This is a genomic window from Variovorax paradoxus, assembly GCA_016806145.1.
Taxonomy (GTDB): Bacteria; Pseudomonadota; Gammaproteobacteria; order Burkholderiales; family Burkholderiaceae_C; genus Variovorax.
In genome coordinates this window covers 1,038,643-1,060,449 of sequence record CP063166.1, presented here as the reverse complement: position 1 = coordinate 1,060,449, position 21,807 = coordinate 1,038,643, and the positions used below count along the sequence as shown (strand labels likewise).

At 69.9% G+C, this 21,807-nt stretch carries 19 protein-coding genes; 1 reads left to right on the top strand and 18 read right to left on the bottom strand.

Annotated features, from left to right (window positions below; all coding sequences use genetic code 11):
- Positions 1–60: 60 nt before the first annotated feature.
- The 12 genes from INQ48_04895 to INQ48_04840 form a co-directional block, all read right to left on the bottom strand.
- A complete protein-coding gene (locus INQ48_04895; GenBank protein QRF60615.1) occupies positions 61–1,167 on the bottom strand; it encodes an ABC transporter substrate-binding protein in 1,107 nt (368 codons plus the stop codon).
- 243 nt (positions 1,168–1,410) lie between these two features.
- Complete coding sequence (locus tag INQ48_04890; protein QRF58591.1) at positions 1,411–2,175, bottom strand: enoyl-CoA hydratase; 765 nt, start codon at positions 2,173–2,175, stop codon at positions 1,411–1,413.
- A gap of 37 nt (positions 2,176–2,212) precedes the next feature.
- On the bottom strand, positions 2,213–2,806 hold the full coding sequence (locus tag INQ48_04885) for a 2-hydroxychromene-2-carboxylate isomerase (GenBank protein ID QRF58590.1): 594 nt from the start codon (positions 2,804–2,806) through the stop codon (positions 2,213–2,215).
- Between the two features lie 65 nt (positions 2,807–2,871).
- On the bottom strand, positions 2,872–3,711 hold the full coding sequence (locus tag INQ48_04880; GenBank protein QRF58589.1) for a thioesterase family protein: 840 nt from the start codon (positions 3,709–3,711) through the stop codon (positions 2,872–2,874).
- Positions 3,712–3,738: 27 nt separating this feature from the next.
- Positions 3,739–4,638, bottom strand: a complete 900-nt coding sequence (locus tag INQ48_04875) for an alpha/beta fold hydrolase (protein QRF58588.1) — start codon at positions 4,636–4,638, stop codon at positions 3,739–3,741.
- Positions 4,639–4,691: 53 nt separating this feature from the next.
- Positions 4,692–5,888 (bottom strand): acetyl-CoA C-acyltransferase, encoded by a 1,197-nt coding sequence (locus INQ48_04870; GenBank protein ID QRF58587.1) that lies wholly within the window; start codon positions 5,886–5,888, stop codon positions 4,692–4,694.
- The gene (locus tag INQ48_04865; GenBank protein QRF58586.1) at positions 5,885–6,301 is read right to left on the bottom strand and encodes a DUF559 domain-containing protein; all 417 of its coding nucleotides are present in this window, start codon (positions 6,299–6,301) and stop codon (positions 5,885–5,887) included. The genes INQ48_04870 and INQ48_04865 overlap by 4 nt, the downstream gene beginning before the upstream one ends.
- A gap of 60 nt (positions 6,302–6,361) precedes the next feature.
- Complete coding sequence (locus tag INQ48_04860; GenBank protein ID QRF58585.1) at positions 6,362–8,761, bottom strand: 3-hydroxyacyl-CoA dehydrogenase/enoyl-CoA hydratase family protein; 2,400 nt, start codon at positions 8,759–8,761, stop codon at positions 6,362–6,364.
- 33 nt (positions 8,762–8,794) lie between these two features.
- On the bottom strand, positions 8,795–9,229 hold the full coding sequence (locus INQ48_04855; GenBank protein QRF58584.1) for a DUF2147 domain-containing protein: 435 nt from the start codon (positions 9,227–9,229) through the stop codon (positions 8,795–8,797).
- A gap of 40 nt (positions 9,230–9,269) precedes the next feature.
- Complete coding sequence (locus tag INQ48_04850) at positions 9,270–11,066, bottom strand: acyl-CoA dehydrogenase C-terminal domain-containing protein (GenBank protein ID QRF58583.1); 1,797 nt, start codon at positions 11,064–11,066, stop codon at positions 9,270–9,272.
- A gap of 66 nt (positions 11,067–11,132) precedes the next feature.
- A complete protein-coding gene (locus INQ48_04845) occupies positions 11,133–11,825 on the bottom strand; it encodes a TetR/AcrR family transcriptional regulator (protein ID QRF58582.1) in 693 nt (230 codons plus the stop codon).
- Positions 11,826–12,019: 194 nt separating this feature from the next.
- Positions 12,020–12,778: an SDR family oxidoreductase gene (locus INQ48_04840; protein QRF58581.1), complete on the bottom strand. Its 759-nt coding sequence runs from the start codon at positions 12,776–12,778 to the stop codon at positions 12,020–12,022.
- 151 nt (positions 12,779–12,929) lie between these two features.
- Between INQ48_04840 and INQ48_04835 the strand changes: the two genes are divergently transcribed.
- A complete protein-coding gene (locus tag INQ48_04835; GenBank protein QRF58580.1) occupies positions 12,930–13,817 on the top strand; it encodes a LysR family transcriptional regulator in 888 nt (295 codons plus the stop codon).
- Positions 13,818–13,820: 3 nt separating this feature from the next.
- On the opposite strand, the gene INQ48_04830 is transcribed toward INQ48_04835, so the two are convergent.
- The 6 genes from INQ48_04830 to INQ48_04805 form a co-directional block, all read right to left on the bottom strand.
- Positions 13,821–14,684, bottom strand: coding sequence for an isocitrate lyase/phosphoenolpyruvate mutase family protein (locus INQ48_04830; protein ID QRF58579.1), 864 nt, complete (start codon positions 14,682–14,684; stop codon positions 13,821–13,823).
- Positions 14,681–16,096 (bottom strand): FAD-dependent oxidoreductase, encoded by a 1,416-nt coding sequence (locus INQ48_04825; GenBank protein ID QRF58578.1) that lies wholly within the window; start codon positions 16,094–16,096, stop codon positions 14,681–14,683. Before INQ48_04825 ends, INQ48_04830 begins: the two co-directional genes overlap by 4 nt.
- Positions 16,097–16,262: 166 nt before the next feature.
- Positions 16,263–16,877: a cysteine hydrolase gene (locus INQ48_04820; protein ID QRF58577.1), complete on the bottom strand. Its 615-nt coding sequence runs from the start codon at positions 16,875–16,877 to the stop codon at positions 16,263–16,265.
- The gene (locus tag INQ48_04815) at positions 16,874–18,928 is read right to left on the bottom strand and encodes a hydantoinase/oxoprolinase family protein (protein ID QRF58576.1); all 2,055 of its coding nucleotides are present in this window, start codon (positions 18,926–18,928) and stop codon (positions 16,874–16,876) included. Before INQ48_04815 ends, INQ48_04820 begins: the two co-directional genes overlap by 4 nt.
- Positions 18,925–20,619: a hydantoinase B/oxoprolinase family protein gene (locus INQ48_04810; GenBank protein ID QRF58575.1), complete on the bottom strand. Its 1,695-nt coding sequence runs from the start codon at positions 20,617–20,619 to the stop codon at positions 18,925–18,927. The genes INQ48_04815 and INQ48_04810 overlap by 4 nt, the downstream gene beginning before the upstream one ends.
- A gap of 200 nt (positions 20,620–20,819) precedes the next feature.
- Positions 20,820–21,788, bottom strand: coding sequence for a tripartite tricarboxylate transporter substrate binding protein (locus tag INQ48_04805; GenBank protein ID QRF58574.1), 969 nt, complete (start codon positions 21,786–21,788; stop codon positions 20,820–20,822).
- Positions 21,789–21,807 lie beyond the last annotated feature (19 nt).

Below are 21,807 nucleotides of genomic sequence, written 5' to 3'. Positions count from 1 at the left end.
TGAGCCTGTCGAAGCGCCGCGCGAGGCTTCGACAAGCTCAGCCCGAACGGTCGTGGTTTTTCACAGCGCCGGATCGCGCACCTTCTCGAAGCGCTCGAACTCCCGGTTGATCCAGCGCCCGTCGCGGCGCTCGGTGCGGCGGATGTAGACCGTCTGCACGATGTCGCGCGTGTAGGCGTCGATCTCGATCGGGCCGCGCGGGCTCTCGAGCTTGAGGCCGCGGAAGGCGTCGATCAGTTTCTCGGGGCTGCCGCCGCCGCGCATCAGCGGCGAGGCCATCGCGAGGTCGAGCGCCGCGAAGGCATCGTGCGCGGCCACCGCGAAATAGCCGGGCCGCAGGTGCGAGCCGTACTCGGTCTCGAAGGCCGCGGCGAAGCGGCGGTTCTCGGGCGACTCGTGCGCGTACGAGTAGTGGTGGCTGGTGACCAGCCCTTCGGCCAGCTCGCCAATGTTCTGCAGGTAGTGGTCGTCGGTGGCCTCGCCGGTCGACAGCAGCCGGATGCCGGTGTCGGCCATGCCGCGGTCGCGCCAGGCGCGCAGGAAGCCGGCCGGCATCTGGCCCGAGGGCAGGAAGAAGAACACCGCCTGCGGCTTGAGCTCGCGCAGCCGCAGCATGTAGGCCGTGTAGTCCTGCGTGGCCAGCGGCACGCGCAGCATCGCGCCGACGTTGCCGCCGCCGGCCGTGATGCCCGAGACGAAGGCGGTCTCGGCATCGACGCCCGAGGCGTAGTCGGCGGTCACGGTGCAGACCTCGCGCAGCCCCTCCTTGAGCGCCCAGCGCGCCAGCGGCAGCGTGACCTGCGCGATGGTGAAGGACACGCGCACCGTGTAGGGCGAGCGCGCGGTGATGCCCGACGAGGCGGCGTTCATGACCACCGTGGGCACCTTGGCCTGCGTGGCGACGGCCGCCACCGCGTAGGCGTTGGAGCTGAAGTGCAGGCCGGTCAGCAGGTCGACGCGCTCGTTCTCCACCAGGTCGAGCGCGAGCCGGCGCGCCATGTCGGGCGCGCTCACGGGCACGTCGCGCCGCAGCAGCTCGACCGGGCGGCCCGCGATCTGCTGGTTGTGCGCGGCCAGCCAGACCGCCATGCCGGCATCGAACTGCCGCCCGCCGCCCACGTAGGCACCCGACCAGGGACCGATGACGCCGATGCGCAGCGGCCGCACGCGCGCGAGCACCACCGAAGGCGCCGCCAGGGTGGCGCCGAGCAGGCCCAGCGCCTGCCTGCGCGTCGGCCGGGATGCTACCTTTTCAGTAGCACCGAACGACCGCTGGCTGCGGGCTGCTGGCGTGTGTGACGAGAGGACTGGCACGCGGACCAGTGTACGCGCGCGTCCCCGGCTGGAGGGCCCCGGCGGCCTGTGGAAAGCCCGTAGAACGCAGGTTGTAGGTAAGGACCCGCGCCGTGCTCAGAGCTTGGAGAAATCCGGCTTGCGCTTCTCCATGAACGCACCGAAGGCCTCGCGCGCCGCGGGCTCGCGCAGCATGCGGCCGAAGCTCGCGCCCTCCTCGTCCATGCGCTCGATGACCGCGGGCAGCTGCGCCTTCTTGAGCAGCCGCTTGGTCTCGACCAGCGCGCTCAGCGGCTTGGCCGCGAGCTTGCGCGCCTGGGTCTGGGCGATGGCATTGGCCTCGGTCGGCGGCACCACGCGGTTGACCAGGCCGACCTCGAGCGCGGCCTCGGCCATGAAGGGTTCGCCCAGCAGCAGCGCCTCGGCCGCACGGTGATAGCCGAGCATCTGCGGCACCAGCAGGCTCGAGGCCGCCTCGGGGCACAGGCCGAGGTTGACGAAGGGCATCGAGAAGGCCGCGTTGTCGCCCGCGTAGACCAGGTCGCAATGGAACAGCATCGTGGTGCCGATGCCCACGGCCGGGCCGCAGACGGCCGCGACGATCGGCTTCGGGAAGGTCGCGATGCCGCGCAGGAAGCGGAACACCGGCGAGTCCTTGCCCGCGGGCGGCGCATTGAGGAAGTCGCCGATGTCGTTGCCGGCGCTGAAGATGGTCGGGTCGCCCTGGATCAGCACGCAGCGCACGGCCGCGTCGCCCTCGGCCCTGGCCAGCGCATCGGCCAGCTCTGCGTACATGGCGCTGGTGATCGAGTTCTTCTTGTCGACGCGGTTGAAGGTGATGGTCATCACGCCGGCTTCGGCGTGGACGAGGATGTCGCTCATGGCTGGTGTCCTGTGGAAAGAAGAAAGGGAAAGGGGATCAGGCGGCCAGCGCCTCGCGCACGAAGTCGAGCCGGTCCTGGCCCCAGAACATGTCGCTGCCCACGAACATGGTGGGCGCGCCGAACACGCCGCGCGCCACGGCCTCCTGCGTGACGGCCTTCAGGCGGTCCTTGACCTCCTGCTGGCCCGCGGCCGCGAGCAGCGCCGCGGGATCGAAGCCCGCCGCCTGCAGCACCGCGCCGACCTCGGCCGCATCGTTGAGGTTGCGCGGCTCGACCCACATCGCGTGGTAGATCGCATCGACGTAGGCATCGAAGCGCGCCGGCTGCTGCAACTGGATCGCGGTGGCACCGCGCATCAGCAGCAGCGTGTTGATCGGGAAGTGCGGGTTGTGCACGAAGGGCACGCCATAGCGCCTGGCGAAGCGCTGCAGGTCGACGGTCATGTACGGGCCCTTGGGCGCGATCTCGGCCGGCGAGTGGTTGCCCGTGGCCTGGAACACGCCGCCCAGCAGCATCGGCTTCCAGACCAGCTCGGCGCCGGTGTCGGCGCACACGTGGGGCAGCTGGGTCGCGGCGAGGTAGGCGGCGGGGCTGCCGAAATCGAAATAGAACTCGACGGTCTTCGTCATGCGGCGTTGTCTCCTGGGTGGGCTGGATTCTCTCCGGGCGGCCGCGGGCCTTGCGAAACCGGAGGCTATTCCTTGTAGTAGACGATCTGGTTCGAGGTCGCGAGCAGCACGCCGGCCTCGCTCCACAGCTGCGCGGTCTGGTCGAAGAAGCCGTTGAAGAACTGCTGCCCCGTCGCCTGCCCGAGCAGGAAGCCGGTGCCGACCTCGGCCAGCTGCGCCGCGTCGGCGTGGAAGTAGGTGGTGATCGACACCGTACCGGCCGGCACGTGCTTCGCGCGGCGCAGCCAGATGCGCGGATAGAACACGTCGCTCATCGCCGCGAGCGAAGGCAGGTCGAGCGGCCGCGGCTGCGCATCGCGCACCCAGATGCGGGTCTCGCTGCGTTGCAGGCTCCCGTCCCACTGCGGGGGAATGCCGCCGCTGAACGGACGCATCTCGTACTGCTGCACCCAGGCCACGCCGGCCGGGCCGATGCGGATCGGCTCGACCGCCTCGGGCTTCGGCACCTCGGGCATGGCGAGGTCGCTCCGGCCCCAGGTCTCGCGCCGCGCGGCCGTCACCACGGTGGCCGTGGTCGTCATGTTCGGCGCGCCGCTCGCGCCGGGCTGCGTGATCTGCACGGTCCAGTGCTGGGTCGAGCGGTTGGTGCGCACCGCGGTCGCCTGCACGTCGAAGGCACCGGCCTCGAGCGCGGCCGCGTAGTTCACGGTCAGCGCGATCGGCGTGCCCAGCAGGTCCGGATGCCGCAGCACCGCCTGCAGCGCGACCGCCGCGGTGGTGCCGCCGAAGGGACCGACCATGTTCCAGTAGTCGGGGCTGGTGGTGCCCGTGAAATGGCCCGCGCGCAGGTCGCTGTGCTCCAGCGCGATGGCCTTGTCGAAGGGGTGGGAGGTGCTCGTGCTCATGGCCGCAGTGTGCTCCGGCGCGCGGCCTCAGGCAGTCGTGTGCGGGACGCCCGCGGCCGGCGATGTCAGCGCGCCCAGCCGATGCAGCTTGTCGACCGTGGCGGGCCACAGGCTCTGGCTGAACTGCTCGCGGAAGAAGCCGAAGTGGCCGATGCGCCGCGCCTGCACGTCGGCCGGCGCGATGCGTTCGATGGCGCGCGGCGCCTGGTCGTAGAAGCTCACCAGGCTGTGCGTGCCGGCCAGCGTCATCAGCTCGTCGTCGGTCATCGACAGCGCGAGCACCGGGAAGCGCACGCGGCTGTAGCTCTTCTGCGCGAGCTCGCCCTCGGCGCCTACGCTGTAGCGCGGGTTCAGGCACCAGCGCCGCCATTGCAGGATCACGCCGCGCGGCAGGTCGCCCACCTTTCGGAGCCTGCGGCCCGGGAAGTAGCCGCACAGCCGCGTGACCAGCGGCACCAGCACGAACCAGAAGTAGAGGATGCTGCGCTTGAGCCGCGGTGCGTTCTCGCGCCAGTAGCCGCTGCCGGCCGCGATGCTCACCAGGCCGTCGACCTGCTCGGGGCGCTGCAGGAAGCCCGGCAGCTGCGCGCCGAGGCTGTGGCCCAGCAGGTAGAGCGGCTGCGCGGGCAGCGCGGCCCGGGCGGCGTCGATGACGGCCTCGTAGTCGCGCGCCCAGTCGAACAGATCGGCCTCGAAGCCGCGCAGCGAGGCGGCGCCGCGCGAATCGCCCGAGCCGCGGTAGTCGAAGGTCCAGACGCGCAGCCCCTGGCCCGCGAGCCAGCGCGCGAAGGCCTCGTAGAAGGACTGGCGCACGCCCATCGCGCCGCCGATCACGATGCTGGCGCGCGGCGCGCCGGCGGGTTCGTAGCGGCGCACCGCCAGTTCGTGCGCGCCGCCGTCGACCGGCAACTGCTGCGTCTGATGCATGGCTTGTCTCCTTCTGGCGCCGGCCCTCGTCGCGTGGCCTGGCGCGTGATCGATCAGACGCGCTCGAAGATGCCGGCGGCGCCCTGCCCCATGCCCACGCACATTGTGACCATGCCGTACTTGAGCTTCTCGCGCTGCAGCGCGTGCACCACCGTGGCCGAGCGGATCGCACCGGTGGCACCCAGCGGATGGCCCAGCGCGATCGCGCCGCCCATCGGGTTGACCTTCGACGGGTCGAGCCCCAGGGTGTCGATGACCGCGAGCGACTGGGCCGCGAAGGCCTCGTTGAGCTCGATCCAGTCGATGTCCTGCTGGCTCAGGCCGGCATAGCGCAGCGCCGCGGGGATCGCCTCGATCGGGCCGATGCCCATGATGTGCGGCGGCACGCCCTTGCTCGCGAAGCTCACGAAGCGCGCCAGCGGCGTCAGGCCGAACTGCTTGACCGCCTTCTCGCTCGCCAGGATCAGCGCGCCCGCGCCGTCGGAGGTCTGCGAGCTGTTGCCGGCCGTGACCGTGCCGCGCGCGGCGAACACGGTGCGCAGCCTGGCGAGGCCTTCGATCGAGGTGTCGGGGCGCGCGCCTTCGTCGAGGTTCACGGTGCGCGTGGTCGCGATCGCTTCGCCGCTCTCGAGATCGGGCGCGCGGTCGGTCACCTCGATCGGCGTGATCTCGTCCGCGAACTTGCCGGCCTTCTGAGCGGCCAGCGCCTTCTGGTGCGAGGCCAGCGCGAATTCGTCCTGGGCCTGGCGGCTCACCTTCCACTGCTGCGCGACCTTCTCGGCCGTCAGGCCCATGCCGTAGGCGATGCCCACGTCGCCATCGCGCTCGAAGATGGACGGCGACAGCGAGGGCGAGTTGCCCATCATCGGCACCATGCTCATGCTCTCGACGCCGGCCGCGATCATCACGTCGGCCTCGCCGACGCGGATGCGGTCGGCCGCCATCTGCACCGCCGACAGGCCCGAGGCGCAGAAGCGGTTGACCGTGATGCCGCCGACGCTGGTCGGCAGGCCCGCGAGGACCGCACCGATGCGCGCGACGTTCAGGCCCTGCTGCGCCTCGGGGATCGCGCAGCCGCAGATGATGTCCTCGATGGCCTTCGGATCGAGACCGGGCACTGCCGCCAGCGCGGCCTTCAGCGTGGTCGCGAGCAGGTCGTCGGGGCGGTGGTTGCGGAAGTAGCCGCGGTGGGACTTGCCAATGGGGGTGCGGGTGGCGGAGACGATGTAGGCGTCTTGGACTTGTTTCATGGAAGGCTCCTGGATTGGGCTCCTTCCCCCTCTGGGGGAAGGTCGGGATGGGGGCACGCGGCCGTCAACTCGGCAAGTCGGTTGACGATCGCCTGCAGCACCCCTTCAAGATTGACGAATGGATCGTTCGATCCGAAACGCAGCACATCGAATCCCTGGGCACGCAGGAAGGCGTCGCGCCGAGCGTCGTAGTCTGCTTGCGCCTGATGCTGCGATCCGTCGAGTTCGACGATCAGCTTCGGATCGAGGCATGCGAAGTCGGCGATGTAGCTGCCGAGCGGATGCTGCCGGCGGAACTTCACGCCCAATTGCTCGCCACGCAGGCCGCTCCAGAGCTTGCGCTCCGAGTCGGTCATCTCGCGCCTCAGGGCGCGGGCGTTCCGCTGTGCATTGGGAGAGGATTGGTTCTGCATGGGCTGCTTGCCCCCATCCCGGCCTTCCCCCAGAGGGGGAAGGAGGAAGAGGGGTCCGCATCAATTCCGCACCGGCTTCCCCGTGCTCAGCATCCCCATGATCCGCTCCTGCGTCTTGGGATGCACGATGAGCGAGCAGAACGCCTTGCGTTCCAGCGCCATCAGGTATTCCTCGGTCACGAGCGAGCCCGCGTCCACGTCGCCGCCGGTGACCACGTTCGCGATCAGGCTCGCGATGTGGAAGTCGTGCGCGCTGATGAAGCCGCCGTCGCGCATGTTCACGAGCTGGCCCTTGATCGTCGCGGCGCCGCTGCGGCCCGCCACGCGGAAGCTGCGGCGCAGCGGCGGGCGATAGCCGGCGTCGGCCATGGCCTTGGCCTGCTGCAGCGCCACGTAGAGCAGTTCGTCCTTGTTCGGCACGATCACGTCGCTGTCGAGCAGGTAGCCGAGCTTCCTCGAATCGAGCGCGCCCGTGCCCACCTTCGCCATCGCCGCGGCCGTGAAGCCTTCGGTGAGGAAGGGCAGCAGGTCGGTGCCGGTCGAGGCCGAGGCGTTCTCGGCCGCGCGGCGCGCGATGTAGGTCAGGCCGCCGGCGCCGGGGATCAGGCCCACGCCGACCTCGACCAGGCCGATGTAGCTTTCCATCGCCGCCACGCGCTTCGACGAGTACACGGCCAGTTCGCAGCCGCCGCCCAGCGCCAGGCCGCGCACGGCCGAGACCACCGGCACGTTGGCATAGCGGATCTTGAGCATCACGTTCTGCAGCTCTTCCTCCGCGCCCTCGACCGCGCCGATGCCAGCGACCACGAAGGCCGGCAGCATCGCCTGCAGGTCGGCGCCGACCGAGAACATCTCGTCGGGCGACCAGATCACCAGGCCCTTGTATTCGGCCTCGGCGAGATCGACCGCGGCGCCGAGCGCCTCGGCCACGTCGGGGCTGATGGCGTGCATCTTCGAGTGGATGCTCGCGATCAGCACTTCCCCGTCGAGCGTCCACACGCGCACGTCGCCTTCATCGCTGATCGTGGTGCCTGCCGTGTTGGCATCGGCCGCGTTCGCGCCGAGCACGCTCTCGGGGAACAGCTGGCGGTCGTGCACCGGCAGCTTGCGCTGCGGCACGAACTTGTTCTGCGAGGCGCTCCACGAGCCTTCGGGCGTGTGCACGCCGCCGGCCTCGGCCACCGGGCCTTCGAACACCCACTTGGGCAGCGGCGCGCTGCTCAGCGCCTTGCCGGCGTCGATGTCTTCCTGCACCCACTTCGCGACCTGCGCCCAGCCAGCCTCCTGCCAGAGCTCGAACGGGCCCTGCTTCATGCCGAAGCCCCAGCGCATCGCGAAGTCGATGTCGCGCGCGCTCTCGGCGATGTCGCCCAGGTGCACGGCCGCGTAATGGAAGCCGTCGCGCAGGATCGCCCAGAGGAACTGGCCCTGCGGCCCTTCGCTCTCGCGCAGCAGCTTCAGGCGCTCGCCCGCGGGCTTCTTGAGCATGCGGCCGTAGACCTCGTCGGCCTTGGCGCCGGCGGGCACGTAGTCGCCGCTCTGGAGGTCGAAGCGCAGGATGTCGCGGCCCACCTTCTTGAAGAAGCCGGCCTTGGTCTTCTGGCCCAGGTTCTTCAGTTCCAGCAGCTTGGCGAGCACCGGCGGCGTCGCGAAGTTGGCGTAGAAGGGATCGGTCTCGGCGTTCAGGTTGTCCTGCAGCGTCTTCACCACGTGGGCCATGGTGTCCAGGCCCACCACATCGGCGGTGCGGAAGGTGCCCGAGCTCGCGCGGCCCAGCTTCTTGCCCGTGAGGTCGTCCACCACGTCGGGCGTGAGGCCGAACTTCTCGACTTCCTTCAGCGTGGCCAGCATGCCGGCGATGCCGACGCGGTTGGCGATGAAGTTGGGCGTGTCGTGCGCGCGCACCACGCCCTTGCCGAGCGTGCTGGTGACGAAGGCCTCGAGGTCGTCGAGCACCTGCGGCTGCGTGGTGGGCGTGTTGATCAGCTCCACCAGGAACATGTAGCGCGGCGGATTGAAGAAGTGGATGCCGCAGAAGCGCGGCTTCAGTGCTTCGGGGAGCGCTTCACTGAGCTTGGTGATCGAAAGGCCCGAGGTGTTCGAGGCCAGGATCGCGTGCTTGGCGACGTGCGGCGCGATCTTCTTGTAAAGATCGAGCTTCCAGTCCATGCGCTCGGCGATCGCCTCGATCACCAGGTCGCACTCGCCGAGCAAGTCGAGGTTGTCGTCGTAGTTGGCCTGTTCGATCAGACCCGCATCGGCCACGTCGCCCAGCGGCGCGGGCTTGAGCTTCTTGAGGTTGTCGATGGCGCGCGTGACGATGCCGTTCTTCGGGCCTTCCTTGGCCGCCAGGTCGAACAGCACCACCGGCACGCGCACGTTGACGAGGTGGGCCGCGATCTGCGCGCCCATCACGCCGGCGCCGAGCACGGCGACCTTCTTCACTTGAAATCGGGACATGTTTGGTATTTCTTGGATAGGTTGCGCGCAGGCTTACTGCACACGGTTCCAGGTTTGGGTGCGCCAGAACGGGCCCAGGTAGCCGCGCACTTCCAGCTTCTTGCCGCCGTCGATCGGCGTGAAGCTCGCGCGGTATTCCTTGCCGTTCTCGGGGTCGAGGATCTTCCCGCCCTCCCAGACGTCCTTGCCGTCGGCCTTCTTTCCGCCGCGGATGATCTCCGGGCCGGCGATCGGCTGGCCCTTGCGGTCGTCCGAGCATTCGTCGCAGACCGCGTCGGGCTTGCCGTCCTTCTTCAACGACTTCTCGATGCGGCCGACCAGCGCGCCGCCGGCCTCGCCGATGCGGATCTCGGCCTTGGCCTCGCCGGTCTTGTCGTCGACGTTGCGCCACAGGCCCACCGGGGTGGTCTGGGCCAGGGCCGTGGCCGAGAGTGCGGCGAGAACGAGGGCTGCAAGCTTTGCTTTCATGGTCGGCTCCGGGAAGTGGTGGAAGAGGGGAAGCGCGGACTCAGGCCAGCGCGGCGTCGGTGTCCATCAGCACCTTGCTGCCGGCACGGGCCGTGCGCATCAGCGTCGCGGTCTCGGGGAACAGCTTGGCGAAATAGAAACGAGCGGTCTGCAGCTTGGCGACGTAGAACGGGTCGGTGTTGCCGGCCGCGATCTCGCGCAGCGCGACCTGCGCCATGCGGGCGAACAGGTAGCCGAACACGAAGTGGCCGGCCACGCGCAGGTAGTCCACCGCGGCGGCGCCGACCTCGTCGGGGTTCTGGAAGCCCTTGAAGCCGATCTCGGTCGTGAACTTGGTGAGCTGGTCGCCCAGGCCCGCGATCGGGTTGATGAACTCGGCCATCTTCTCGTTCACGCCCTCTTCTTCCACCAGCTTCGCGACCAGCTTGCCGAACTTCTTGAGCGAGGCGCCGTTGTTGCCCAGCACCTTGCGGCCCAGCAGGTCGAGCGACTGCACGGTGTTCGTGCCTTCGTAGATCATGTTGATGCGGTTGTCGCGCACGTACTGCTCCATGCCCCATTCCTTGATGAAGCCATGGCCGCCGAAGACCTGCATGCAGGCGTTGGTCGCGATGTGGCCGTTGTCGGTGATGAAGGCCTTCACGATCGGCGTGAGCAGCGCGACCAGTTCGCCGCTGTCCTTGCGCACCTTCTCGTCGGGATGGTGGTGCTCCTTGTCGAGCAGCAGGGTGCAGAACACCTGCAGCGCGCGGCCACCCTCGGCATAGGCCTTGGCGGTCAGCAGCATCTTGCGCACGTCGGGGTGCACGATGATCGGATCGGCTTCCTTGTCCTTGGCCTTCACACCCGACAGCGAGCGCATCTGCAAGCGGTCCTTGGCATAGGCCAGCGCGTTCTGGAACGCCACCTCGGTCAGGCCCAGCGACTGGTTGCCCACGCCCAGGCGCGCGGCGTTCATCATCACGAACATTGCGGCCAGGCCCTTGTTGGGCTCGCCCACCAGCGAACCGGTGGCGCCCTCGATCACGATCTGCGCGGTGGCGTTGCCGTGGATGCCCATCTTGTGCTCGAGGCCGGAGCAGAAGATCGGGTTGCGCTCGCCGAGCGAACCGTCGGCCTTGACCTTGAACTTCGGCACCACGAACAGGCTGATACCCTTGCTGCCCTTGGGCGCGTCGGGCAGGCGGGCCAGCACCAGGTGGATGATGTTGCCGGCCATGTCGTGCTCGCCGGCCGAGATGAAGATCTTGTTGCCGGTGATGCGGTAGCTGCCGTCGGCCTGCGGTTCGGCCTTGGTGCGCAGCAAGCCGAGGTCGGTGCCGCAATGAGGTTCGGTCAGGCACATGGTGCCGGTCCATTCGCCGCTCACCAGCTTGGGCAGGTAGGTCTTCTTCTGCTCGTCGGTGCCGTGCGCCACCAGCGCCTCGTAGGCGCCGTGCGAGAGGCCCGGGTACATGGTCCAGGCCTGGTTCGCGCTGTTGAGCATCTCGAACAGGCACTGGTTGACCACGAAGGGCAGGCCCTGGCCGCCGAAGGCCGGGTCGCACGACAGCGCGGGCCAGCCGCCCTCGACGTACTTGGCGTAGGCCTCCTTGAAGCCCTTGGGCGTCTTCACCTCGTGCGTGGTCTTGTCGAGCACGCAGCCTTCCTCGTCGCCGCTGATGTTGAGCGGGAAGGTGACTTCGGCCGCGAACTTGCCGGCCTCCTCGATCACCGCGTTGATGGTGTCGGCGTCGGTCTCGGCATGCGCGGGCAGCGCCTTGAGTTCCTCGGCGACGTTGAGCACTTCGTGCAGCACGAACTGCATGTCGCGCACGGGTGGGTTGTAGCTGGGCATCCGGAACTCTCCTGGTCGAACTGAAAGATGAAAGGGGAAAAGAAAAAGGAAAACGGTGCCGCGCGCTCAGCGCACGGTCTTGAGGCGGCGCACGCGCGAGGGCGCGGCGGGTGCTGCCGGGGCAGGCGTGCCGGCCGCCGCATAGCGGCCGAGGATGTTGTCGAAGCCGGTGTTGGCGCGGGCGATGGAACCGGGCACGCGCAGGAAGCGGGCCTCGTAGTGCAGCGCGAGGATCAGGCCGTGGATCTCGAATGCGACCTGGCGCTCGTCGGCGTCGGCGTCGAGGTGGCCCTCCTCCTTCGACTGCACGATCGCGCGCAGCACGGCGGCCTGCCAGATCGAGACCGATTCCACCAGCGCGTCGCGCACCGGGCCCGGGCGGTCGTCGAATTCGGAAGCGCCGCTGATGTAGATGCAGCCCGAGTCGATCTCGGTCGAGGTGCGCTTCATCCAGTTGGCGAACATCGCGCGCAGCCGCGGCAGGCCGCGATCGGCCTCGATCGCGGGGAAGAACACTTCCTGCTCGAAGCGCGCGTGGTACTCGCGCACCACCGAGATCTGCAGCTCCTCGCGCGAGCCGAAGTGGGCGAACACGCCCGACTTGCTCATCTTGGTGATCTCGGCCACGGCGCCGATCGACAGGCCCTCGAGCCCGATCTGCGCGGCGAGCGCCAATGCGGCGTCGACGATCACGGCCTTGGTCTGCTGGCCCTTCTGGGCGGCGCGGGCCGGCTTGGCGGAAACGGCATTGACGGACATCGTGGGGTTCCAGACAAAAACGAACGGTCGTTCTATTTTGCAGGGGCTTTCGATTCTTCGCCGGCAAAGACCTTGATTTAACAAAGGTTATACCGCTCGCATGGCAGTGGCGTGGCACTCCTCGCAAGCGAAACGCCCCGTGCGCACGAGGCGCACGGGGCGTTGCAGGGGAGCGGAAAAGCCGGGCCCGTTGATCAGAAGTCCTGCGCCACCGGCCGCAGCACGACTTCGTTGATGTCCACGTTCGCCGGCTGCTCCACCGCGTACACCACCGCGCGCGCCACCGAGTCCGAGGGAATCTGGCTGGCCTCGTAGAAGGCCTGCACGCCCGCGGCGGTCTCGGCATCGGTGGTGCCGAACTTCAGCTCGGACTCGACCGCGCCGGGCGAGACGATGGTCACGCGGATGCCGGTGTTGCCGACCTCCACGCGCAGGCCTTCCGAGATGGCGCGCACCGCGTACTTGGTGGCGCTGTAGACGGTGCCGATCGGCGTGAACACCTTGATGCCGGCGATCGAGGCCACGTTGACGATGTGACCGCTGCCCTGCGCCTGCATGCGCGGCAACACGGCGGCGATGCCGTAGAGCACGCCCTTGATGTTGACGTCGATGGTGCGGTCCCATTCGTCGACCTTGAGCTTCTCGATCGGCGACAGCGGCATCACGCCGGCGTTGTTGACCAGCACGTCGATGCGGCCGAAGGCCTCGACCGTGGCGGCGGCGAGCCGCTCGAGGTCCTCGCGCTTCGCCACGTCGGTGGCGACCGCGATGGCCTCGCCGCCGGCTTCGCGGATCTCGGCGACGACCTTCTCGAGGCGGTCGGTGCGGCGCGCGGCCAGCACCACTTTCGCGCCGCGGGCGGCCAGGTGGCGGGCGGTGGATTCGCCGAGGCCGCTGCTGGCGCCGGTGACGATGGCAACCTTGCCGCGGATGTTGTCTTGAACGGAAGTCATGGTGTTTTCCTTGGGGTGGGCGTTGAAGAACTTGAAGAAGTGCTTGCAGTGTGGAAAATCCGGGCGTTCCCGTAAATGAAACTCTCACGACTTCAGAATTCCTGATTCAGGAACACCCAGCTCTCCCGTCAACCCACCCATCCGCCCACCCATGTCGAACCGGCTCGAAGCCCTGCGCGTGTTCTGCGCCGCCGCCGATGCGGCCAACTTCCGCGATGCCGCGGTGCGCCTGGCGGTCTCGCCGCAGGTGGTCACGCGCGCCGTGCGCGAGCTCGAGGAGGAACTGGGCGAGCCGCTGTTTCACCGCAGCACGCGCGGCGTACAGCTCACCGACTTCGGACGCCAGCTCGCGCAGCGCGCGCGCACCGCGGTCGGCGGCGTCGATGCGCTGTTCCACCGCACCGACCGGCGCGCGCTGTCGCAGCACGCGGGCACGGTGCGCGTCACCGCGCCCAACGTCTACGGCCGGCGGCTGATTCCCGAGGCGCTGGCGCCGATGCTGGCGGCGCACCCGGGCCTGGTGCTCGACCTGCGGCTGTCGGAGGAACATGCCGACGTGGTCGACGAGCAGATCGACATCGGCGTGCGCGCCGGCCCGATCCGCGATGCGCGCTTCGTCGCGCGCACGGTCGGGCGCATGCAGCTGCGCGTGGTGGCGGCGCCGGCGCTGATCGCGCGCACCGGCATCCCCGAGAACATCGAGGCGCTGCCGGGCTTTCCGCTCACGGCGCTGCTCGACCGCAGCGTGGGCCGGCCCTGGTCCTGGTTCTTCAGCAAGGGGCGGCAGATGCCGGTCGCGGCGCCGGCCTTCATCAGCGACGACGTGGAGGCCGAGTGCACCGCCGTGCGCGCGGGCCTGGGCTTCGGCCAGCTCGCGGGGCCACTGGCCGAGCCGCTGATCGCCTCGGGCGAGCTGGTCGAGGTGCTCGAGGCCGAGGCGCCCGAGTCCTGGCCGATCCATGTCTACCGCTCGCAGCGCGCGCCGGTGCCGGCGCGCGTGCGGCTGGTCTACGACGAGCTCGTGCGCGCGCTGCGCTGAAGCCTATTCGTACTTCTGTCCTTCGAGCATCAGCTCGGGCGTGCCGATCACCGCGTTGAGCGCATCGAAGTCGAGCATCTGCGGCCGCCACGGCTGCGTGGTGCGGTGCCGGTGCAGGCTCGCGTAGTAGCCCTGCAGCGTGTGCGTCACGGCGCGCGCCGTGCCGCCCGGAAAGATCGCGATGCGAAAGCCGTGCCGCTGCAATGCATCGGCATCCTCGATCGGCGTCTTGCCGCCTTCGACCATGTTGGCCAGCAGCGGCACGCGGTCGCCGAAGCGCCGGCAGGCCGCGTCCATCTGCTCCGGCGAACGCAGCGCCTCGATGAAGAGCGCGTCCACGCCGCAGGCGAGATAGGCCTCGGCGCGGTCGAGCGCGGCCTCCATGCCCTCGACCGCCACCGCGTCGGTGCGCGCGAGGATCAGGGTCTCGCTCGAGCTGCGTGCATCGAGCGCGGCCTTGAGCTTGCCGACCATCTCGCGCTCGGACACCACGGCCTTGCCGTCGAGATGGCCGCAACGCTTGGGAAAGGTCTGGTCCTCGATCTGCACCATGGCCGCGCCCGCGCGCTCGAAGCCGCGCACGGTGCGCTGGGTGTTGAGCGCGTTGCCGAAGCCGGTGTCGGCATCGACGATCACCGGCACGCGCACGCGCTCGGTGATGCGCGCCAGCGTGTCGGCCACCTCGGTGAAGGTGGTGAGGCCGACGTCGGAACGGCCGAGCCGCGTGTAGGCGATGGAGGCGCCCGAGAGGTACAGCGCCTCGAAGCCGGCCTGCTCGGCCACCAGTGCGCTGAGCGCGTCGTACACGCCGGGCGCGAGCACGATGTCGTTGCGCGCGAGCCGGGTCTTGAAGGAGGGATTCGTCATGCGGAGTTCGTCCTGGTTGGGATGGGCGCGGCGAGCGTGCGCGCCGCGATGTAGCCGCCGGCCACGGCGCTCAGGAGGCCGTTGCCGGAGAGATAGCCCCAGACCGCGTCGCCCGACACGCCACCCGCCGCGCCGCCCGCGGCCAGCAGGTTGTGAAAGGGCGTGCCGTCGTGGCGCAGCACGCGCATGTCGGGCGCGGTGTCGAGACCGCCCTGGGTGTGGAACAGCGCGCCCGTGACCTTGACCGCGAAGTACGGAGCGTCGAGGCCGCGCGCGAACGCGCGGCCGTCGGGTGCGGGTTCGCCGGCGCGCATCGCGTCGAGCGTGGCCTGCAGCACCGCGGCCTCGCAGCCGATGCAGTCGGCGAGCGCGGCCACCGACTCGCAGCGCCGCACGGCACCCGCCGCCTCGGCCTCGCAAAAGTCGGGAAAGCCGCGCGCCAGCGCGAGCAGCGGCGCGTCGAACACGTTCCAGGCGATGCCGCCCGGCTGCGCGAGCACATGCACCGCGGCCTCCGAGTAGCCCTGGGTCTCGTCGTGGAAGCGCCGGCCCTCGCAGTTGAGCTGCACGCCGCCTTCCATCATCACGGCCCAGGACATCAGCGCGCCCTGCGGCGTGACCCACGAGCCATGGCCCTGGTAGCCGCCGAGGTCGCGCAGTCGCGCGCCCAGCGCCTGGCCCCAGAGGATCGCGCTGCCGTCGTTGCCCACATGGCCGCCGAACGCGGCCTCGGCCATCTCGGGCAGCAGCGCGCGCACCATCGGCGCATTGCCGCCGAAGCCGTTGCAGGCCAGCAGCAGCGCATCGCAGCCCAGCGTCTCGCGGCTGCCGTCGGGGCGCGCGTACTCGACGCCGACCACGCGGTCGCCGTCATCGAGCACCAGCGTGTCGACCAGCGCCTGCGTCAGCACCGGAATGCCTGCCGCCTCGGCGGCCGACTGCAGCGCCGCCATCAGCGCGGCGCCGGTCTTCTGTTCGAGCGCATGCATGCGATGCACGCCATGGCCCGGGTAGAGGAAGCCATCGAGCAGCAGCCACCGCAGCCCGTGCCGCGCCTGCAGCGCATCGAGCGCCGGGCCGATGGCGCCCGCATAGGCCGCGACCAGCGCGGGCGCCGCGCGGCCATGGGCCTTGGCCTGGATGTCGGCGGCGAAGCGCTCGGCGCTGTCGTCGAGCACGCCGTGCGCGCGCTGCGCGAGCGTGCCGGGCGCGGGGATGAAGCCCGAGGACAGCGCGGTCGATCCACTCGGCAGCGCATCGCGCTCGAGCACCACGCAGTCCACGCCCGCGTCGGCCAGCATCAGCGCGGCCGTGAGCCCGCAGGCGCCGCCGCCGACGATCGCCACCGGCACGCGCACCTCGGCCTCGACCGAGGCCGCGCGACGGATCCTGCGTGAAAGCATGGGGGTCATTTCAGCCATGAGGGGGTGGATTCGTCGGAAGGCGGGAACGGACTTCCGGACGCAGAGGACGCGAAGGTTCCGCGAAGGACGCCAAAGGAAGACAGCAAAAAATTTTGAATTTCTTTTTCGCGCTCTTTGCGAAACCTTCGCGTCCTCTGCGTCCGGTTGTTGTACTTCATCGCAGCGACGCGGCGAAGGCCGCGCAGTCCGTCACCTCGGCCACGTTGCGCATGTCGGCCAGCGAGGTCTGGTGGCGCTCCTCGCCGAAGGCCGCGCAGCCGTCGGCCAGCACCAGCGTGCGGTAGTCGCGCATGTGCGCATCGCGCACCGTGCTCGCGACGCCGCCGTTGGTGACGATGCCGCAGACCGCCACCGTGTCGATGCCCGCGCGGCGCAGCACCCAGTCGAGCTGGGTGTTGAAGAAGGCCGAGTACGCGACCTTGCTCACGGTCACGTCGACCAGCCCAACCAGCGCGTCGACGTTGGCCTGGCCCCAGCTGCCGGGCGCGAAGTCGCCCTTGGCGAGGTAGGGGCGCAGCGCCTTCAGGTGCGGCGACACCATCGGCTCGCCCGCGGCATCGGGCCACAGCGTGAACTGGCTCGCCACCACCATGCCGCCCGCGGCCTTGAGCGCGCGCGCCACCGTGGCCACGCGCGCCGGTAGCAGCAGCGCGGGCGGGTTGGCGTCGCCGCCGCGCGCATAGGCGCCCCTTGGGTCGAGGAAGTCGTTCTGCAGGTCGATGACGACCAGCGCGGTGCGTGCCGCGATCGGGTGTTTCGTTTCGCTCATGACAGCCTCACGAGCAGGTTGCCGTGCGCATCGACCTCGGCATGGAAGCCAGGTTCGAGCCACACGGTGGTGTCGGCCTGCTCGAGGATCGCGGGCCCTTCGATGCGCGCGGCCACCGGCAGCTCGAGGCGCGCATAGCGTTGCGCCTCGTGCCAGCGGCCGTCATGGAACACGCGCTGCGTGCCCAGCGGCGCGGTGCTGCCCTGCCCCTCGGGCGCGAGCACCTTGAGGTCGAACTTGGGCCGCACGCCGATGCGTGCATAGCGCAGGTTCATCACGCGGATCGCGATGCCCTCGAGCACGCGGCCGAAGGCGGCCGTGTAGCTGGCCTCGAAGGCGGCGCGGATGGCCGCGGCCGTGAGCGGCGCGCTGCCCAGCACCACGGGCAGCGTGTGCGTCTGGCCGGCGTAGAGCATGTCGAGCGCGATCACCTCGCGCACCTCCTCGAAGCGCACGCCCGAGGAGTCGAGGCGCTGCTGGCAGCTCGCGGCCAGCTCGTCGATGCGACGCTGGACGTCCGCCACGTCGAGTTCGGCCAGCGGCTTGTTGAGGGTCTGCACCGCGTCGTGACGCATGTCGGCGATCACGCAGCCCAGCGCCGAGGTCACGCCGGGATAGCGCGGCACGATGCCGGTGGCCACGCCGACCTCGCGCATCATCGCGCACACGTGCAGCGCGCCGCCGCCGCCGAAGGGCATGTAGGCGAAGCGGCGCGGGTCGTGCCCGCGCTCGATCGACACCAGGCGAATGGCGCCGGCCATGCGTGCGTTGGCGACCGTGAGGATGGCCTCGGCGGCCGCATGCACGTCCAGGCCCAGCGGGCGCGCGACGTGCTCCTCGATGGCCTGGCGCGACTTCTCGCCGTCGAGCGCCGCGAGCAGGCCGCCGCCCAGCGGCCGGTCCGCCGCGATGCGGCCCAGCAGCACGTTGGCATCGGTCACCGTGGGGCGCATGTTGCCGCGCCCGTAGCAGGCCGGGCCCGGCACGCTGCCGGCCGACTCGGGGCCCACCTGCAGCATGCCGCTCGCATCCACCGAGGCGATGGAGCCGCCGCCCGCGCCGATGGTCTCGATCTGGATCATCGGCGAGCGGATCACCATGCCGAACTCGATCGCGGTCTGCGCCGCCAGCGCGGCCTCGCCGTTGGCCACCAGCGAGACGTCGAACGAGGTGCCGCCCATGTCGCCGGTGATCGCGTTCGGGAAGCCGGCCGCGCGCGCGATGGCCGCGCAGGCGATCACGCCGGCGGCCGGGCCCGACAGCGCGGTGCGCACCGGCAGGTCGCTCGCGGTCTGGCGCGACATCACGCCGCCGTTGCTCTGCACCACCAGCAGCTCGCCCGCGAAGCCCTGCGCGCGCAGGTCCGACTCGAGCCGGCCGAGGTAGCTGCCCACCACCGGCTGCAGCGCGGCATTGAGCGTGGCGGTCGAGCAGCGCTCGAACTCGCGGATCTCGGGCAGCACCTCGCTGGCCGATGTGACGTGCGGATTCGGCCAGAGCTCGCGCACTGCCGCGACCGCGAGCCGTTCGTTCGCCGGGTTGGCGTAGGTGTTGATGAAGAACACGCAGACCGCCTCGCAGCCGGCCTCGAGCAGCGCGCGCGCCTCGGCGCGCACCTGGTCGAGATCGACCGCGGTGTGCAGGGTGCCGTCGGCCAGCACGCGCTCGTCGACCTCGCGGCGCAGGTCGCGCGGCACCACGGGCAGGAAGCTGCCGCGCAGGCCCCAGGTCTGGGGCCGGTCGCGGCGGCGCATCTCGAGCACGTCGCGGAAGCCGCGCGTGGTGATGATGCCGGTGCGCGCCACCTTGCGCTCGAGCAGCGCGTTGGTGCCGACGGTGGTGCCGTGCACGATGGTGGCGATGGCCGCGGCCGAATCGGCCACGCGTGCCACGCCGTTCATGAAGCCGCGCGCTTCCTCGCCGCGTGTGGACGGCACCTTGACGATGCGCGCCGTGCCGTTCGCCTCGTCGAGCACGAACAGGTCGGTGAAGGTGCCGCCGACGTCGACGCCGACGACCAGGGAATTGCGGGGGTTGCCAGGGGAGCTCATTCGGATGCCTCGTCCTTGTCGTTCTTGTCGTTGCCGGTCGTCACATAGCCCATCGCGCGGTCGGCCGCGCGCTGCGCCGCGGGCCGCTCGGCGGCCTCGCCCCAGCCGCCGCCGCCCGGCGTCTCGAGCCGCACGCGCTCGCCGCGCTCGAGCCGGATGCCGCGCATCTTCGAGACCATCGGCGGCACGTGCCATTCGCCCGCGTTCTCGTAGCGGAACACGTTGACCGCGCCCGCGCCGCCGCCCGCGATGCCCTTGGGCGGCGAGGTGCCGCGCTCGCCGAACACGAAGACCTCGGCGTCCTGCTCGAGCAGCTCGATCTCGTAGACGGCGCCGAGGCCGCCGCGGTGCCGGCCGTCGCCGCCCGAATCGGCGCGCAGCGACCATTCGGTGAAGCGCACCGGATAGGCCGCCTCGAGGATCTCCAGCGGCGGAATGGTCGCGGTCGAGATCGGCGCATTGCCGTGCGAGAGCCCGTCGCCGCCCGAGTGACCGCCATGGCCGCCGCCGAAGAAGCTGAACATCACCCAGCGCTGGCCCTCGCGGCCCTTGTCGCTGCGGTGGCCCGCGATCGACAGCGCGTTGATGGTGCCGTAGGCCTGCGCGACGGCGCGCGTGGGATCGGCCTGCGCGGCGGCGCTGAAGATCACGTCGATCATGCGCAGGATGGTCTCGGTGTAGCCGCCGACCGGACGCGGGCGCTCGGCGCTGATCACCAGCCGGTCGGGGATATCGAAGTCCACCGCGTCGAGCACGCCGGCATTGGCCGGCACGTCGGGGAACAGGTGCTTGAGCGCGACGTAGCAGGCCGCCACGGCGGTGGCGCGCGAGATGTTGACCGGTCCCGCGCATTGCGCCGAGGTGCGCGAGAAGTCGAGCAGCAGCCGGTCGCCGGCCACCGTCATGTCGAGCGCGATGGTCAGCGGCTCGTTCACGATGCCGTCGTTGTCGAGCAGGTCCTCGAAGCTGTAGCGGCCGTCGGGCAGCGAGGCGATGTGCGAGCGCATCAGCCGCAGCGCGCGGCCGCGCAGCTCGCCGAGCGCGTTCAGCACCAGGTCGTCGCCGTACTCGTCGAGCAGGCCGTTCAGCCGCTTCGCGCCGAGCTCGAGCGCCGCGAGCTGGCCGTTGAGGTCGCCCCACAAGCTGTCGGGCAGGCGCGTGTTGGCCTGCAGGATCGCGAGCACGTCGGCATCGAGCTTGCCGTCGCGCACGATGCGCACCGGCGGGATCTGCACCGCTTCCTGCCAGCACTCGGTAGCCGCGGGGTTGTAGTTGCCGGGCACCGCGCCGCCCACGTCGTGCCAGTGCGCGGCCGAGGCCATGTGGCAGTAGAGCTTGCCGTTGCGGAAGAAGGGCTTGACCAGCTTGAAGTCGTTGGCGTGCGTGCCGCCGTCGTAGGCATCGTTGCTGATCCAGATGTCGCCGTCCTTCATGCCGCCGCGCGGCGCGGCCGCGGCGACGGTGGCGCGCACCGCGAAGGCCATGGCACCGACGAACACCGGCAGGCCCGACTTGCCCTGCACCAGCGTGTCGCCGCTGGTCGCGTCGTACAGGCCGTGGCAGGCGTCGTGCGCCTCGGCGATGATGGGATTGAACGCGCTGCGGTAGAGCGTGGCGTCCATCTCGTCGGCCACCTGCTCGAGGCGGCCGCGCAGCACGGCGAGCGTGACGGGGTCGAGTGTGTCGTTCATGTCAGTTTTCCATTGCACTGAGTGCCACCCGCATCGCACGAGGCGACGGATGGGCACGAAACGGGATCGGACTTCCGGACGCAGAGGACGCGAAGGTTCCGCGAAGGTCGCGAAAGAAAACCTCGAAAGTTTTCCTGAATCCCTTTTGCGTTCTTCGCGAAACCTTCGCGTCCTCCGCGTCCGGCTGTTCGTGTTTCATTTCAATCCACCTTGGCGCCGCTGGTCTTCACGACCTTGGCCCACTTGTCGATTTCCTTTTTCACGTGGGCGGCGAATTCCGCCTGCGTGGAACCCACCGGTTCGGCGCCCAGCGCGGCCAGCTTCTCGCGCACCTCGGGCAGCTTGAGAATGCGCTGCACCTCGGCCGAGAGCTTGTCGACCACCGGCTGCGGCGTGCCCTTGGGCGCGAACAGGCCCGACCAGGCATCGGCATAGAAGCCCGGGTAGCTCTCGGCGATGGTCGGCAGATCGGGCAGCGAGGGCGAGCGGCGCAGGCTGGTGAGCGCGATCGCGCGCAGCTTGCCGGCCTTGACGTGCGGCAGCGCCGAGGGCAGCCCGTCGACCATCATCTGAACCTGGCCGGCCAGCAGATCGGACACCGCGGGCGCGCTGCCCTTGTAGGGCACGTGCGTGATGTCGACGCCGGCCTCGGCCTTGAGCATCTCCATGCCCAGGTGCGCGGCCGTGCCATTGCCCAGCGAGGCGTAGTTGAGCTTGCCGGGCTCCTTCTTCGCGAGCGCGACCAGCTCGGCCAGGTTCTTAGCGGGCACCGAGGGATGCACCACCAGCACGTTGGGCACCACGGCCACCTGGCTGATGGCGACGAAGTCGGCCACCGGGTCGTAGGGCATCCGGCTGTAGAGCGAGGTGTTGATGGCGTGCGAACCGGTCACGCCCATCACCAGCGTGTAGCCGTCGGCCGGCGCCTTGGCCACGAGGTCCGAACCCACGTTGCCGCCCGCGCCCGCGCGGTTGTCGACCACCACGGGCTGGCCCCAGTGCTCGCTCATCTTCACCGCGACCAGCCGCGCCGCGGCATCGGTGGCGCCGCCCGGCGGGAAGGGCACGACGATGCGGATCGCCTTGTCGGGAAAGCCGCCGGCCTGGGCGGCGGCAACGAGCGGCAGGCACACGAGCAGCGTGCTGGCGAGGTAGCGCAGGAGTTTCATGGTGGGTGGGGCGTGAAGG